Origin of the sequence: Rhodophyticola sp., from assembly GCF_965284195.1 — a bacterium.
In the GTDB taxonomy this organism is placed as follows: domain Bacteria; phylum Pseudomonadota; class Alphaproteobacteria; order Rhodobacterales; family Rhodobacteraceae; genus Rhodophyticola.
This window is the reverse complement of the sequence record NZ_CBDIRM010000001.1, coordinates 1,929,488-1,943,691: the sequence shown is the minus strand read 5'-3', so window position 1 is coordinate 1,943,691 and position 14,204 is coordinate 1,929,488. Positions and strand designations below refer to the sequence as shown.

13 protein-coding genes are annotated in these 14,204 nt (G+C 64.4%); 9 read left to right on the top strand and 4 right to left on the bottom strand.

The window, feature by feature from the left end; translation table 11 throughout:
* Positions 1 to 111 precede the first annotated feature (111 nt).
* The gene (locus ACQ651_RS09670) at positions 112 to 1,245 is read right to left on the bottom strand and encodes an alpha-hydroxy acid oxidase (protein WP_430449145.1); all 1,134 of its coding nucleotides are present in this window, start codon (positions 1,243 to 1,245) and stop codon (positions 112 to 114) included.
* Positions 1,246 to 1,460: 215 nt separating this feature from the next.
* On the opposite strand from ACQ651_RS09670, the gene ACQ651_RS09665 reads away from it, so the two are divergent.
* Positions 1,461 to 4,292: an ATP-dependent helicase gene (locus ACQ651_RS09665; RefSeq protein WP_430449144.1), complete on the top strand. Its 2,832-nt coding sequence runs from the start codon at positions 1,461 to 1,463 to the stop codon at positions 4,290 to 4,292.
* A 64-nt stretch (positions 4,293 to 4,356) separates the two neighbouring features.
* The gene (locus ACQ651_RS09660) at positions 4,357 to 4,680 is read left to right on the top strand and encodes a hypothetical protein (protein ID WP_375551934.1); all 324 of its coding nucleotides are present in this window, start codon (positions 4,357 to 4,359) and stop codon (positions 4,678 to 4,680) included.
* On the opposite strand, the gene ACQ651_RS09655 is transcribed toward ACQ651_RS09660, so the two are convergent.
* Positions 4,659 to 5,258, bottom strand: a complete 600-nt coding sequence (locus ACQ651_RS09655; RefSeq protein ID WP_227284698.1) for a LysE family translocator — start codon at positions 5,256 to 5,258, stop codon at positions 4,659 to 4,661. The two genes, ACQ651_RS09660 and ACQ651_RS09655, sit on opposite strands and share 22 nt — an antisense overlap.
* 73 nt (positions 5,259 to 5,331) lie before the next feature.
* Between ACQ651_RS09655 and ACQ651_RS09650 the strand changes: the two genes are divergently transcribed.
* Positions 5,332 to 5,784 carry an Lrp/AsnC family transcriptional regulator gene (locus ACQ651_RS09650; protein ID WP_227284697.1) on the top strand — a complete coding sequence of 151 codons (453 nt, stop codon included), beginning with the start codon at positions 5,332 to 5,334 and terminating at the stop codon, positions 5,782 to 5,784.
* Positions 5,785 to 6,161: 377 nt separating this feature from the next.
* On the opposite strand, the gene ACQ651_RS09645 is transcribed toward ACQ651_RS09650, so the two are convergent.
* Positions 6,162 to 6,695: a dihydrofolate reductase family protein gene (locus tag ACQ651_RS09645; RefSeq protein WP_375551935.1), complete on the bottom strand. Its 534-nt coding sequence runs from the start codon at positions 6,693 to 6,695 to the stop codon at positions 6,162 to 6,164.
* A gap of 360 nt (positions 6,696 to 7,055) precedes the next feature.
* Entirely contained in the window at positions 7,056 to 7,280 is a 225-nt protein-coding gene (locus ACQ651_RS09640) for a DUF1127 domain-containing protein (protein WP_121897042.1), read from the bottom strand.
* Positions 7,281 to 7,488: 208 nt separating this feature from the next.
* On the opposite strand from ACQ651_RS09640, the gene ACQ651_RS09635 reads away from it, so the two are divergent.
* From ACQ651_RS09635 to ACQ651_RS09610, 6 genes are all read left to right on the top strand, one after another.
* Positions 7,489 to 8,676, top strand: coding sequence for an MFS transporter (locus ACQ651_RS09635; protein WP_227284695.1), 1,188 nt, complete (start codon positions 7,489 to 7,491; stop codon positions 8,674 to 8,676).
* A gap of 66 nt (positions 8,677 to 8,742) precedes the next feature.
* Positions 8,743 to 9,843, top strand: coding sequence for an Mrp/NBP35 family ATP-binding protein (locus ACQ651_RS09630; protein WP_430449143.1), 1,101 nt, complete (start codon positions 8,743 to 8,745; stop codon positions 9,841 to 9,843).
* 671 nt (positions 9,844 to 10,514) lie between these two features.
* Positions 10,515 to 11,045 carry a division/cell wall cluster transcriptional repressor MraZ gene (locus ACQ651_RS09625; RefSeq protein WP_375551938.1) on the top strand — a complete coding sequence of 177 codons (531 nt, stop codon included), beginning with the start codon at positions 10,515 to 10,517 and terminating at the stop codon, positions 11,043 to 11,045.
* Positions 11,045 to 12,055 (top strand): 16S rRNA (cytosine(1402)-N(4))-methyltransferase RsmH, encoded by a 1,011-nt coding sequence (gene rsmH / locus ACQ651_RS09620; protein ID WP_430449142.1) that lies wholly within the window; start codon positions 11,045 to 11,047, stop codon positions 12,053 to 12,055. The genes ACQ651_RS09625 and rsmH overlap by 1 nt, the downstream gene beginning before the upstream one ends.
* Positions 12,055 to 12,405 (top strand): cell division protein FtsL, encoded by a 351-nt coding sequence (gene ftsL, locus ACQ651_RS09615; protein WP_227284691.1) that lies wholly within the window; start codon positions 12,055 to 12,057, stop codon positions 12,403 to 12,405. The genes rsmH and ftsL overlap by 1 nt, the downstream gene beginning before the upstream one ends.
* The gene (locus tag ACQ651_RS09610; protein ID WP_227284690.1) at positions 12,402 to 14,186 is read left to right on the top strand and encodes a peptidoglycan D,D-transpeptidase FtsI family protein; all 1,785 of its coding nucleotides are present in this window, start codon (positions 12,402 to 12,404) and stop codon (positions 14,184 to 14,186) included. The genes ftsL and ACQ651_RS09610 overlap by 4 nt, the downstream gene beginning before the upstream one ends.
* The last annotated feature ends 18 nt before the right edge of the window (positions 14,187 to 14,204 follow it).

Below are 14,204 nucleotides of genomic sequence, written 5' to 3'. Positions count from 1 at the left end.
CAATGTCCCTTTTGCGCCGTCACGCAGCCGTTTTCCCGGTCTGCTTCTGTCGGGTCAAGCCCTCATGCTGCAGAGCGGCATAATAGGGGTGACCTAGGGAAAGGGAAGCCGCTAAAGCACGTGACCGGGCAGATCGGCAAGACGCGCGGTGCCGATCTGCGCCATGTTCGCGGTCATGTCCTGCGCCAGAATATGCTGCAGATGCGCAGGACCGTCCGCCCCGAGCGCGCCAAGCGCATAGTGCCATGCCCGCCCCATCATCACGAAATCGGCCCCAAGGGCGAGGGCACGCAGAATGTCCAGCCCGCCCGCGATGCCGCTGTCGAAAAGAAGCGGCAGATCGGTCGCCGCGCGAATGGCGGGCAGCGCGTCGAGGCTGGCGATCGCGCCGTCAAACTGGCGTCCGGCATGGTTCGAGACCCAGATGGCATCGACCCCTTCCGCCCCGAGACGCGCGGCGTCGCCTGCATTCAGCACGCCCTTCACGATCAGCGGCCCGTCCCATGCGGCCCGCAGCTCCGCCAGATAGGCCCAATCCGGCGAGGTGCGCAGCAGATAGCCCACATGCGCCGTCGAGGGCAGGGTGCCTTCTGTCCTGGGCGCGTAGCCGTCCATCAGCCGCATCCGGGGCATGCCCGAGTTGCGCATGCCAAGCGCCCATGCCGGGCACTGCGCCACCTGCATGGCAAGGCGCGGCGTCAGCCGGGGCGGCTGCACGAGGCCGCCGCGCGTCTGCCGCTCCCGGCGCGAGGCCGCGGGCACATCCACGGTCAGGATGAGCGTGTGAAATCCGGCCCGCCGGGCGCGGTCCAGCATGTCGGCGCGAATGGCGGGGTCGCGGGGTGGATACATCTGAAACCAGCCCTGATCGCCGATCACACCGGCCAGATCATCCGGGGTCTGCGTGGCCACGGTCGACAGGCAATAGGGTACCCCCGCCGCCGCCCCATGGGCTGCGAGGATCCGCTCCGCCCCCGGCCAGATCAGCCCCGACATGCCAAGGGGCGCGATCCCGAAGGGCACCGGATAGTCCTTGCCCAGAAACGTGGTGGAGAGATCCGGCACCATCTCTCCGTGCAGGATGGAGGTGCGGAACAGAACCCGGTCCAGCGCCGCGCGATTGCGCGCGGTCACCGTCTCGGCCCCGGTGGCGCTGTCCAGATACTCCCACACGAAATGCGGTATCCGCCGTCTGGCACGGGCCTTCAGATCGGCGATGGCCGGAAATCTCTGGTCATGGGTCATGACGCGCAATCAGCCCTCGCCGCGCGGGGCTTGTCCAGCGAAATCAACCGCCTCCCTCTCTTTCCTGGCACGGGCAACGGGGTGAACGCCTTGCTTTCCCGATCTCTCCGCTTGCAAATCATCCCCGCCGGAGGCTCCGGGCCCGGCCATGGATGCGTGGGAACAATCGAAGAACATGGCTTTCCACCCGCGCAGCCGCGCTATATGCTTCGCCCATGAGCAGTTTCGACGAGTCAGAGGCGTTTCAGGCCGCGTCCCTTTCTGCGCGGGCGATGGCGCCCCGCGCGGCGGCCTATATGGAGGGCCTGAACCCCGCGCAGCGCGCGGCGGTGGAGGCGGTGGAGGGTCCTGTGCTGATGCTGGCGGGGGCGGGCACGGGCAAGACCCGCGCGCTGACTGCCCGGATCGCGCATCTTCTGGCCACAGGCACGGCCCGCCCCAACGAGATCCTCGCCGTCACCTTCACCAACAAGGCCGCGCGCGAGATGAAAACCCGTGTCGGCGCGCTTCTGGGCCAGCCGGCCGAGGGGATGCCGTGGCTCGGCACCTTCCATGCGATCTGCGTGAAGCTGCTGCGGCGGCATGCGGAACTTGCGGGGCTGAAGTCGAATTTTACGATCTTGGACACCGACGATCAGGTGCGGCTGATGAAACAGCTGATCCTGGCGGAGAATATCGACGAAAAACGCTGGCCCGCCCGGATGCTGGCCGGTGTCATCGACAATTGGAAAAACCGCGCCTGGACACCCGAAAAGGTGCCCGCCGCCGAAGCCGGGGCCTTCAACAAGTGCGGGGTTGAGCTTTACGCCGCCTATCAGGCCCGGCTGAAAGCCCTGAACGCAGTCGATTTCGGCGATCTGCTTCTCCATATCGTGACGATCTTTCAGGAGAACGCGGATGTTCTGGCCCAGTACCAGCGCCGGTTCCGCTACATCCTCGTGGACGAGTATCAGGATACCAATGTCGCGCAGTATCTCTGGCTGCGGCTGCTTGCCCAGAGCCACCGGAACATCTGCTGCGTCGGCGATGACGACCAGTCGATCTATGGCTGGCGCGGGGCCGAGGTGGGCAATATACTGCGGTTCGAGAAAGACTTCCCCGGCGCCCATGTGGTGCGGCTGGAACAGAATTATCGGTCGACAGGGCATATCCTCGCCGCCGCCTCCGGCGTGATTGCGGGCAACAAGGACCGCTTGGGCAAGACGCTCTGGACCGAGGGCGAGGATGGCGAAAAGCTGCGCCTTATCGGCCACTGGGACGGCGATGAGGAAGCCCGGTGGGTCGGCGATAAGGTCGAAAGCCTTGTTAGTGGTACTGCACGAGAGGCTCTTGAACGTACTAACCCGCGTTCAAAAACTATTCTTCAGGAATTTGAAAGGCTCGCGAAAAAAGGTGCTTTGCAAGGCGCACGCACAACCGCTGAACTGTTCGACCGTCTGCGCAGCCAGAACAGCACGCTTGTTGAGTACAAAACCCGGAAGCTGATTTGGGATCTGACCGAGCGTCACAAAGCTGGTGAGCCGCTTTCGCCGGCATTTCTGAAGTACAGCCATGAGGAAATCGCCATCCTCGTCCGCGCGAGCCACCAGATGCGCGCCTTCGAGGACCGGTTCCTGACCATCGGGCTGCCCTATCGCGTGATCGGCGGGCCGCGCTTCTACGAGCGGATGGAGATCCGCGACGCGATGGCCTATTTCCGCGTTGTCGTCAGCCCCGACGATGACCTGGCCTTCGAGCGGATCGTCAACACGCCCAAGCGCGGCCTCGGCGACAAGGCGCAGGCGACGATCCAGAAGATGGCGCGGTCGAACGGGGTCAGCCTCATCGAGCGCGCGCGGCTGTGTGTCGAGGCGGGGGCGATTTCGGGCAAGGGCGGCAAGGAACTGAGCGTCTTATGTTCATCGTTTTCGCGCTGGAGTTGGCTTCTCCGCGAAGTAGGCAACGAGGTTGAGATTGAACGACTTGCTACGGATGCGCAGCTTCTGCAAGCAGAGGCGACGAAGCTTCGTCGTGATTTTGAGGATGAGTTCGGCGAGGCCTCTTTCTCGGAAATCTTGACAGAGTTGCAAAGCGGTAGGAGCGTTGAGGCGTTCGGGGCACATTTGGTTGATGCTGTATCTGAGTGGCGCGCACTTCGCGGTCGAGCTCAGGTTCTGGAAAGCTACTGCGAGATTTTGAGGGGCAATCATGTCCGATTGGCCGAGATCATCCTCGACGAAAGCGGCTATACCGGCCACTGGCAGAACGACAAGACGCCGGAAGCGCCTGGACGGCTGGAGAACCTCAAGGAACTGGTCAAGGCGCTGGAAGGGTTCGAGAACCTGCAGGGCTTCCTCGAACACGTCGCCCTGATCATGGACAACGAGACCGAGGATGGCGAGGAGAAGGTCACGCTGATGACGCTCCATGCAGCCAAGGGGCTGGAGTTTTCGGCCGTGTTTCTGCCGGGCTGGGAGGATGGGCTGTTTCCCTCTCAACGCTCCATGGACGAATCGGGGATCAAGGGCCTGGAGGAGGAGCGGCGGCTGGCCTATGTCGGCATCACCCGGGCCGAGGAGGTCTGCACCATCTCATTTGCGGGCAACCGCCGGGTTTACGGCCAATGGCAAAGCCAGATGCCCTCCCGCTTCATCGACGAATTGCCCGAAGAACATGTGGAGGTGCTCACCCCTCCGGGGCTGTACGGCCATGGCGGTGCGATGTCGGCCAGCGCCTCGCCCGTGGCCGGCATGATGCGCGGCTCGGACCTGCACCAGAAAGCGGCGGAGGCGAATGTCTACAACTCCCCGGGATGGCGCCGCCTGCAGGCCAATCAGGGCCAGCGCGGGATGAGCCAGCCCCGCGAAGCCCGCAACATGACCATAGATACCGAGGCGATCAGCGCGTTTTTGCTGGGTGACCGGGTGTTTCACCAAAAATTCGGCTATGGCCGCGTGAATGCGGTAGAAGGGGACAAGGTCGAAGTCGCGTTCGACAAGGCCGGTATCAAGCATGTGGTGGGCCGGTTTCTGACCGCCGCCGACAGCGTCGGCGACGTACCGTTCTGACGTAAAAAAACGACCAGGGGCAGGATTTCGGACGGGGCCGCTTTGGCCAAGACGGGAGGCTGCCATGAAGACACTTGTTCTGGAACCGGATGTCACCCGTGCGCGGGCCTGGGTCGCGCGCTATGCGGCGGGAGCAGACAACACCTGCCATGTGGCGATCAGCGCGGCACAGGCCCGTCTGATGCTGATCGGCACCTGTTACGACCGGCTCTGCCTGCGCCTCGGGCATCTGGGCGGTCAAAGCCACGCCATCCTTGCGGTGGCGCGGGCCTGCAACCCGGAGTGCGAGATCGTCGATCTGGCGCGCATGACCCGGCGGTCCGTTTCCGGACCGTCGATGGGCGAGGTTCTGAGAGCCGAGCCGCCTCAGGCCATGAGGATCGGATAAAGCGAGGCCACCAAAAGAGCCGCGGCGGTGATGTTGAACGCTTTCAGCCGGGCGGGATTGGTCAGGAACCGGCGCATTTGCAGGCCGAGCCATGCCCAGGAACCGACCGAGGGCAGATTTACCAGCCCGAAAACCGTGGCCATGATCAGAAGATCGCCCAAGTCGCGGCCCGGCGGCGTGTAAACCGTGATCGCGGTCAGCGCCATGCTGAGCGCCTTGGGGTTCACCCATTGAAACCCGGCCGCCTGCAGGAAGGTCAGCGGTGTGCCTGTCGCCTGCGCGTTGGGCAGAATCGGCACGGCGGTTCCGATTTTCCATGCCAGATAAAGCAGATAGCCGATGCTGACCACCTTCAGGATATCGTAGATCACCGGGTATGCGTCAAAGACGCGGATCAGCCCGACACCGATTGCCAGCGCCATGATCACGAAGCCGAGCGCCACGCCCAGCATATGCGGAATGGTTCGCCGAATGCCGAAATTGGCCCCGGACGCCATCAGCATCAGGTTGTTCGGCCCCGGCGTGATGGAGCTGACGAAGGCGAAAAGCGCGAGTGCGAGGATCAGATCAGGTGTCATGAGCGCAACGTTATGGCGCAAGCTGCACAATGAAATTGCAAGATTGCCTAAAGCTGATCTATATTCACAATAAATGACGAAGATTGATCAAAAAGACCGCCAGATATTGCGTGTTCTGTCCCGGGAGGGCCGGATCAGCAATCTCGATCTGGCGGAACGGGTGTCGTTGTCGCCCTCGGCCTGTTTGCGGCGGGTGGCGGCGCTGGAGCAGTCGGGGGTCATCAAGGGCTATCGCGCGGTGCTGGACCCAGGGCAGATGGGCGTGGGCTTCACGGCCTATATCGCCGTCGGCCTGTCGGAGCATACCAAGCGCGCGCAGGAAGCGTTCGAGGCGGCGATTTCGCGCACCGACGAAGTGCGGGAGTGCCATAACATAACTGGCTCGGTGGAGTATCTGCTGCGGGTCGAGGCGGCGGATCTGCCCAGCTACAAGCGGCTCCATACGGATCTTCTGGGCGCGCTGCCGCAGGTGGCGACGATCACCACCTATGTGGTGATGGGCTCGCCCAAGGACGACCGGGCCTGAGCTTGGTCCGGCAGCAGGCGGGACAGAGGCCGGCGGCAATCTGCCCGCTGGCCCCGCTGAGAGCGCAACGCCATGGGCGACCTCGATCAGGGTGCCGCGCACTGGCTGCGGATTGCCAACGCGCGGCTGCCGCCAGGTCCTTTTCGACCCTTTCGGTTGTCTCGGCCAGCGGGCCCGCGATCCGCGCCCGATGAACCGGCACATGCAGTGTCAGATCGGGATATGATGGGCGACCGCCATCGGGGCGACACGGAGAGACCGTGCCAGAGACCGGAGGGTCAGGGCGCTGGCCCCCGCATCGCGCAGAAGGGTCAGGGCGGCGGCCCGAATGCGCTCCCCTCCAAGGCATGCGTCTGTCGCGACCGGTCGGAGGCCTTTCAGCGGGGCCGGTAGCGGGTCTTGACGATGCCGGAAGGAAACGATGTCACCTCCACCAGATCCAGCCGCAGATCCTTCTCCAGCGGCCCGAACAGCGGGCGGCCCTCGCCGATCAGCACAGGCATCCGGAACAGAGACATTTCGGTAATCAGCCCGGCGGCCAGAAACGACTGGATCGCCCGTCCGCCATCTATATAGGCCTTTGTCCACCCGCGGCGGGCGAGCCGGGCCATGACCGATTGCGGCGTTTCGTCGGTGATTTCCACCCGGTCTTTCAGATCGTCCGAGAGGTCCGCTTGCCGCAGGGTGCGGCTCATCACGATCACCGGTTTGGAATATGGCCAGGGATCGAACGCGGTCACCACGTCGAATGTGCCCCGCCCCATGACGATCCCGTCCACGGTGTCGATGAAGGCATCATAGCCGTGATCTTCCCCGGCAACGGACACCTCGGTCAGCCAGTCGAGACTGCCATCCTTGCGGGCGATGAAGCCGTCTTGCGACGTTGCGATGAAGACATGGCCTTCGATCATGAAACGCTCCGATCATTCGTACATTGTACAAATAAGATCAAAGGGCGGAGCGGGACAGGGCGATCTCTAGGGGAAAGAAAAAAGGCGGTGACACCAAAACGGGAGGAGAAGGTGCCACCGCCAGATCTCAGCGCCCCTCAAAGGGAGGAGGAGAGGGGGCCGATATGTGGGCCAGATGGCCCGGAACTTAACGGCGACCCCAAGGGAGGAGGACGGAGCCGCCGTGAATGGACCAAACCTCAAAAGGGAGGAGGAGAGGTTCGATCCGCTTTGCGGCCTCATCCAAAGGGAGGAGGAGGATGCTGCCGCGTCGCATCGCGGGCCCTAAGGGAGGAGCGGGCCGCGCGAATTTCGGGTGGCTCAGCGCTTGGCCTTGCCATAGGCGGCCTCAAGGGCCACCGATTTGATCATCGAGCGTGACAGCCCGAGATCGTTCAATTCGCGGTCCGAGCAGCGTTCCAGCTCGGTCATCGTGCGGCGATACAGCTTGTGGGCGGTATAGGCCTCGACAAGCTGGGTCTTGATCTCTGCCAGACGGTCGCCGAAAGAGAGAGCGGATGAATGAGAGCCCGATACATAGGCCATTGGTCGTACCTCAATTAAGTGCCGCCAACGGTGCCCGGACCCATTTCCGAAGCGCTTTGGATGGCGATCTGTTTGCGGGGGCATTCTGCCTCTTGCAACAGAAAGATAGCCACATGCTGCGCATGCACAATCCCCGGCAGGGACAATGCTGCTATGCAGAACATGCATACCCATCATCCTTGTTTTGCTGCGTTTTTGGGCACGCGCCATGAAAGTCGCCGCTTTTTCCAACCGTCAGTTCCGGTTGTTCTTCATCGGCGTGTTTTTCGCGGTGCAGGCGATCTGGATCCAGCGGGTGACGATTTCCTGGCTCGCCTGGGAGCGGACGGGATCGGCGGGATTCGTGGGCCTCGTCGCGGGGCTCAGCCTGCTGCCCACCCTGCTTACCGGTCCCTTCTTTGGCGTGCTCACCGACCGGGTGGATATCCGCCGCGCCTCCATCGTGACCAATTCGGGACAGGTGATCTGCATCACGGTTCTGGCGCTGTCGCTGCCCTGGATCGGGGCGCCGGGGCTGGCGCTGGCGGCGCTGGCCATCGGTATCGTCAGCTCGGCGCACCACCCCGTCAGGATGTCGCTCGGCCCGCGTCTCGTCCCGACGGAACTGGTGCAGCATGTGGTTTCGGCCACGGCGCTCAACTTCAACATGGCCCGCCTTGTGGCGCCGGCGGGCGCGGGCCTGATCATCGCGCAGTTCGGCGCGCCGGTGGCCTTGTGGGTCGCGGTCGCCTTCTATCTGCCGATGCTTGCGGTGCTGAGCCAATTGCGCCCGCGGGATCTGCCGCCGCGCCAGGCGCGGCCGTTCTTCGGCGAGCTTGCCGACGGGTTTCGCTATGCCCGCGACACGCCGCTGATCCGGCTTGCCTTTCTGCTGACGATGATTTTCGCAACAAGCGCGCGGGGAGCGCTGGAGGTGTTGCCGGTTCTGGCCGATGGCGCGTTCGAGAGGGGCGCCGAAGGTCTGGGTCTCTTGACCGCGGCGGCGGGTGCCGGGGCCGTTGTGGCCGCGCTGGTCAAGGCGGTGGGGGTCGGGGCCGTGGGCGCGCGCATTCCGCTTGCGGTCTATGCGGCGGTGATGGGCGGGCAACTGGCCGTTGTCGGCATGGGGGTGGCGCCGGTCTGGTCGGTTGCCCTGTTGGCGGTCGGGCTGGCGGGGTTTTGCTCCACATGGTGCGGGGTCAGCCTGCAGGCCGCGATCCAGACCGATCTGCCCGACGCATTGCGGGGCCGCGTGATGAGTCTGTGGACCGTGGCGGGCTTCGGCACCGTCGCCCTGGGGGCGTTTGCCATCGGCGCGCTGGCCGATTGGGTCGGGATCGGCGCGGCGCTGGTGATTGCCGGTCTTGCCGGAGGGCTGTGTCATTTGATCCTGATCGCATGGGGTGCGCGCAGGTGAGTTCTGCCCTATGTGATTGGCAAAGCCTGACCAAATCGCTCAGGCGATACTGCACGGAGCCCTGAGATGACCCTGACCAAGCAAACCGTTCTTGATGCCCTTTCCGGACTGACCCTGCCCGATGGCGGCGATCTGATCAGTCGCGATCTGGTGCGCGCGGTGCAGGTTCAGGGCGACAGGGTCAGTTTCATCATCGAAACCGAAAGCCCCGATCAGGCGCGGAAGATGGAGCCCGTGCGTCTGGCCGCCGAACAGCTTGTGAATAAACTGCCCGGCGTTGCCTCCGCCACGGTGGCGCTCACCGCCCATGGCCCCGCTGCGAAGGCACCGGCGCCGCCGGCGGGCGCGCCGGGTGCTGCACCGCCCACCCTGAAGATCGGCGGCCATCCGAAACCGCAGGCCGAGCCGATGAACCCGAAGGGTGTCGCGCGGATCATCGCAATCGGATCCGGCAAGGGCGGGGTCGGCAAATCCACCGTTTCGTCCAATCTGGCCGTGGCGCTGGCCCGGCAGGGCCGCAAGGTGGGGCTTCTGGATGCGGATATCTACGGGCCGTCCCAGCCCCGGATGATGGGCGTGAACAAACGCCCCGCCTCGCCGGACGGCAAGACGATCATCCCGCTGCACAGCCATGGCGTCACCTGCATGTCGATCGGTTTCATGCTGCCCGAGGAGCAAGCCGTGGTCTGGCGCGGCCCCATGCTGATGGGGGCGTTGCAGCAGATGCTGGGGCAGGTGCAATGGGGCGAGCTGGACGTGTTGCTGGTCGATCTGCCGCCGGGCACGGGCGATGTCGCGATGACGCTTTGCCAGCGGTCGAAACTGACCGGGGCGATCGTGGTATCGACGCCGCAGGACGTTGCGCTGCTGGACGCGCGCAAGGCGCTGAACATGTTCGAGACGTTGAAGACCCCGGTTCTGGGGCTGATCGAGAACATGTCGACCTTTCATTGCCCGAAATGCGGGCATGAAACGCATATCTTCGGACAGGGCGGGGTCGAGGCGGAGGCGAAAGCCGTGGGCCTTCCGTTTCTGGGCGCGTTGCCGATTTCGCTGGAAACGCGACTTGCCGGCGATAGCGGCGTGCCGATTGCCGCCGGAGACAGCCCGATGGCGGAGGCTTATGCTGCGCTGGCCGCGCGGCTGGTGGCGGGCGGCATGGCCTGAGCCTCACCGGCGGGACATGCGCGCCGCGCGTCCGTCCCGGTTTCATCATATCGGCCGCGACGGGCGGGGGCGGCTATGGTGCGGCACCGGGCTGACCGGTTTCCTCATGGCCGACGCGGTGTTTCCGCCGCGAATGGCGCGTGATGCAGGGTGATTCGCGGCCGATCATGATGGATCCCGGCGATATCGCTGTCGATTTTCAGGATTGCTGGATTTTTTTCCCGTGAGGGTACGGCCTCTTATCTTCTCTACATCTTGGGCGCCATGTGGACCGGGGCACAAATTGTGGGCGCCGTTGCGCCGTTTTGACCACTATCACTTGTGCCAGGGTTGCCTTTGAAACCACATCTTGGGGAAAATTCCCATAGAAAGGGATTGCATGGGAAATCATTCCATGAGACAAACTTCCCACAGCAGTTGAGATCGCACCGGGCCGGACAAGGTTCGGGACAAAAACAAAAAATGGCAGGTTTTATACAGGCACTCTCACACGCTGAACAAAGAGATCCGGCGCGCAAGCGAGCAGACATCCCCCCAGGTGGCCTGCGCAGTCGGACACCCAGCAATGGGACGAGGGCGGCGGATTGGGCAGTGGCAGCTTGCTCGATCCGCCGTTGTCCGTTCCGGAGCCGATATGTGGCCGAATTGCGGCACAAAGAGGGCGCGAGACAGTGGAACGCAGGTTTCAGGGTGAAAGCCTGAATAAGGTGGACGGAAAGGGCCGGGTGTCGATCCCGGTCAAATTTCGTCGCGTTCTGCAAAACTCCGACAAGCACTACACCCCCGGCGGCGCACCGCGTCTCTACATTGCCTATGGCAACTCGAACGCGAATTATCTTGAATGCCTGTCCGGCGATGCTTTCGACGAGATCGACGCGATAATCCGGGCCGAGAAGCGCGGCACGCAGCTTCGGACGGCACTGGAATATCTCTATTATTCGAAATGCGACGAAACCAGCGTCGACGATACCGGCCGGCTGGTTCTGTCGGCCCAGGCCCGCGACAAGATCGGCCTGGGCGCCGAAGCCCTGTTTCAGGGCAAGGGCGACAAGTTCCACATTCTCAACTCCGCCGATGGAGCCGCAGCGGATGAGAATATCGAGGCACTGTTGGCGGCTCTGGGGCAAGGCAATGAATTCTTCGATCCGCTCTCGCTGGCCGGGCAGGCCGGGCTTGATTCTTCCGACGACGGGCATGCGTGATGTCGGCCAAGAGGCCTTCCAGCCCGGCCGAGCGTCCCCATATTCCCGTTCTGCTGGCGCCGCTGTTGCGCGCGGTGGCCCCCGTTGGCGGGGTCTGGCTGGACGGCACTTTCGGCGCTGGTGGCTACGCCCGTGGCTTGCTTGACGCCGGAGCGGACACGGTGATCGGTGTGGATCGCGACCCTTTGGCCTTCGAAATGGCCGGAGACTGGGCCCGCGATATGGGCGACCGGCTGGTGCTGGTCGCAGGCGAGTTTTCCGCAATAGACATCCATGCCGCCGAAGCGGGCTATCCCGCGCTGGACGGGATCGTGCTCGATCTGGGCGTGTCCTCGATGCAGCTGGACCGGGCGGAGCGCGGATTTTCGTTCCGCAACGACGGCCCGCTGGACATGCGGATGGGGCAGGCCGGCCTCTCGGCCGAAGATATCGTCAATGACGCGCCCGAGGCGCTCTTGGCCGATATTCTCTACCATTACGGCGAGGAACGCGGGGCCCGGCGCATCGCGCGGTCGATCGTTGCCGCGCGGGCCGAGGCGCGGATCACGCGAACCTCGGAACTGGCCGCCATTGTCGAGAAGAACCTGCCGCGTGCCAAGCCGGGCCAGAGCCATCCCGCGACCCGCAGCTTTCAGGCGATCCGCATCGCGGTGAATGACGAACTGGGCCAGCTGGCCGAAGGATTGCAGGCCGCGGAGCGCGCGTTGAAACCCGGTGGCCGGCTTGCCGTCGTGACCTTCCATTCCATCGAAGACAGGATCGTGAAGCGGTTCCTGCAGGACCGCGCCAGCACCGGCGGCGGCGGCTCGCGCTATGCGCCCGAGGCGGCGGAGCGCCAGCCGGCGTTCGAGTTGACGCCCCGCCGCGCCATTGCGCCGGATGCCGAGGAGCTATCCGCAAATCCCCGCGCCCGGTCGGCGAAACTGCGCGTGGCCCGGCGGACCGATGTGCCCGCCAGCCCCGTCCCGCAGGAGGTCTTCGGCCTTCCGCAACTGGCGGAGATCACCTGATGCGCGGATTTGCGACCGTTCTGGCGGCCCTGGCCGTGATCGGGCTCGGATACTGGGCCTATCACCAGAACATCCTGACCCAGCATTCCGTCCGCGAGGTGGAGCGCCTGCAAAGCGCCATTGGCGCCGAGCGGGAGCGGTTGTCGGTCCTGCGGGCCGAATGGGCGTATCTGAACCGCCCCGACCGTTTGCGGGAACTGGCCGATCTGAATTTCGACCGGTTGGGGCTGATGCCGATGTCGCCCGATCATTTCGGTGACGTGCATCAGGTGGTCTACCCCCCGCTGCTGGATCAGCTGATCAACGAGACGCTGACCGGCCTCAATTATGACCCGGAGCAGCTGCCATGACGCTTCGCACGCCCTTACGCCCGCTCACGCGGATCCTGAAAGCCCGGGAGCATGGGGAAAACCCCGATGCGATCGAGCGGGAGAACCTGCGTCTGAGGCATGAGGCGATACGCGACAAGATGCGCCAGCGCGCCGAGACGCGGCTGCTGCTTCTGGCGATGTGTTTTTTCGCCGCTTTCGTGACCGTGGGGTTGCGCATGTCGACCCTTGCCGCCTCCGAGCCGGAGGAGCCGCGGATCGCGACATCGGGTTCGGCCATTCTCAACACGCGCGCCGATATCGTGGACCGCGAGGGCCGCGTGCTGGCGACCAATCTGGTGACGAACTCGCTATATGCCCACCCGCATGAGATCATCGATCCCGTGGCGGCCGCCCGTGGGCTGGCCGGGATTTTCCCGGATCTGGAGGAGGAGGCGCTTCTGCGCCGGTTCACATCGGACAGCCGGTTCATCTGGCTGCGCCGCTACATCTCGCCCGAGCAGGAGCAGCAGGTGCACGAGTTGGGGGAGCCCGGTCTCCTTTTCGGGCCGCGGGAGATGCGGCTTTATCCCAACGGCTCGGTCGCGGCCCATATCCTGGGAGGTGCCGGTTTCGGACAGGAGGCCGTGAACGCCGCCGAAGTGATCGGCGTGGCCGGGGTGGAGGCCCAGTTCGACGAGGATCTGCGCGATCCGGCCCGCGACGGTGCCCCGCTGGAACTGTCGATCGACCTGACCGTGCAATCGGCGGTGGAGCAGGTGTTGGCGGGCGGCATGGTGATCATGAATGCGCGCGGCGCGTCGGCGGTCCTGATGGATGTCCATACGGGCGAGATCCGGGCCATGGCGTCACTGCCGGATTTCGACCCCAACGCGCGCCCCCAACCCCTGACCGAAGGGGACCAGGCCGACAGCCCGCTGTTCAATCGCGCCGTTCAGGGCGTGTATGAGCTGGGTTCCGTCTTCAAGATCTTTACCGTTGCGCAGGCGTTGAACGAAGGTCTGGTCAACCCGGCCACCATGGTGGATACGACCGGGCCGCTCCGCATGTCCGGCTTTTCGATCAGCGATTTCCGCAGCTACGGCCCCAGCCAGTCGGTCAGCGATGTGATCGTGCATTCCTCCAACATCGGCACCGCGCGCCTTGCCCAGATGATGGGCGCCGAGCGGCAGCAGCGGTTTCTGGAACAGCTCGGCTTCTTTCAGCCGACATTGGTGGAGATGGTCGAAAGCCGGTCCGGCCGACCGCTCCTGCCCGCCAGATGGGGCGAGTTGACGACGATGACCGTGTCCTATGGCCATGGCATTTCGACCTCGCCGCTTCATTTGGCCGCGGCCTATGCCTCGATCACCAATGGCGGCACGCTGATCCGCCCGACACTGTTGCGTCAGGACGGGCCGCAGATGGGCGAGCGCGTGGTGTCGGAGGCCGTCTCGGCCCAGATCCGCGACATGCTGCGCGCCGTGGTCACCGATGGCACGGCCAGTTTCGGCGATGTGCCCGGCTATGCCGTTGGCGGAAAAACCGGTTCGGCGGACAAGCCGCGCCCCACCGGCGGCTATTTCGAGGATCGCGTGCTGTCCACCTTCGCCAGCATCTTCCCCGCCGACGATCCCAGATATGTCCTGATCGTGACGCTCGATGAGCCCGAGATCGTGGCCCTCGGCGAAGCCCGGCGGACTGCCGGCTGGACCGCCGTTCCCGTCGCCGCGGAGGTGATCCGCCGCGTGGCGCCGCTTTTGGGGATCAGACCAGAGATTGAACCCCTGGACGGCTTTCAGCTATCCAGCGCCTCAGACTGAGATGTTGGGGGAATCGGC

Bases quoted from the DNA above. Each gene is read 5' to 3' on its own strand.
- ACQ651_RS09670 (WP_430449145.1), bottom strand. From the start codon at position 1,245: ATGACCCATGACCAGAGATTTCCGGCCATCGCCGATCTGAAGGCCCGT.
- ACQ651_RS09665 (WP_430449144.1), top strand. From the start codon at position 1,461: ATGAGCAGTTTCGACGAGTCAGAGGCGTTTCAGGCCGCGTCCCTTTCT.
- ACQ651_RS09660 (WP_375551934.1), top strand. From the start codon at position 4,357: ATGAAGACACTTGTTCTGGAACCGGATGTCACCCGTGCGCGGGCCTGG.
- ACQ651_RS09655 (WP_227284698.1), bottom strand. From the start codon at position 5,258: ATGACACCTGATCTGATCCTCGCACTCGCGCTTTTCGCCTTCGTCAGC.
- ACQ651_RS09650 (WP_227284697.1), top strand. From the start codon at position 5,332: ATGACGAAGATTGATCAAAAAGACCGCCAGATATTGCGTGTTCTGTCC.
- ACQ651_RS09645 (WP_375551935.1), bottom strand. From the start codon at position 6,695: ATGATCGAAGGCCATGTCTTCATCGCAACGTCGCAAGACGGCTTCATC.
- ACQ651_RS09640 (WP_121897042.1), bottom strand. From the start codon at position 7,280: ATGGCCTATGTATCGGGCTCTCATTCATCCGCTCTCTCTTTCGGCGAC.
- ACQ651_RS09635 (WP_227284695.1), top strand. From the start codon at position 7,489: ATGAAAGTCGCCGCTTTTTCCAACCGTCAGTTCCGGTTGTTCTTCATC.
- ACQ651_RS09630 (WP_430449143.1), top strand. From the start codon at position 8,743: ATGACCCTGACCAAGCAAACCGTTCTTGATGCCCTTTCCGGACTGACC.
- rsmH (WP_430449142.1), top strand. From the start codon at position 11,045: ATGTCGGCCAAGAGGCCTTCCAGCCCGGCCGAGCGTCCCCATATTCCC.
- ftsL (WP_227284691.1), top strand. From the start codon at position 12,055: ATGCGCGGATTTGCGACCGTTCTGGCGGCCCTGGCCGTGATCGGGCTC.
- ACQ651_RS09610 (WP_227284690.1), top strand. From the start codon at position 12,402: ATGACGCTTCGCACGCCCTTACGCCCGCTCACGCGGATCCTGAAAGCC.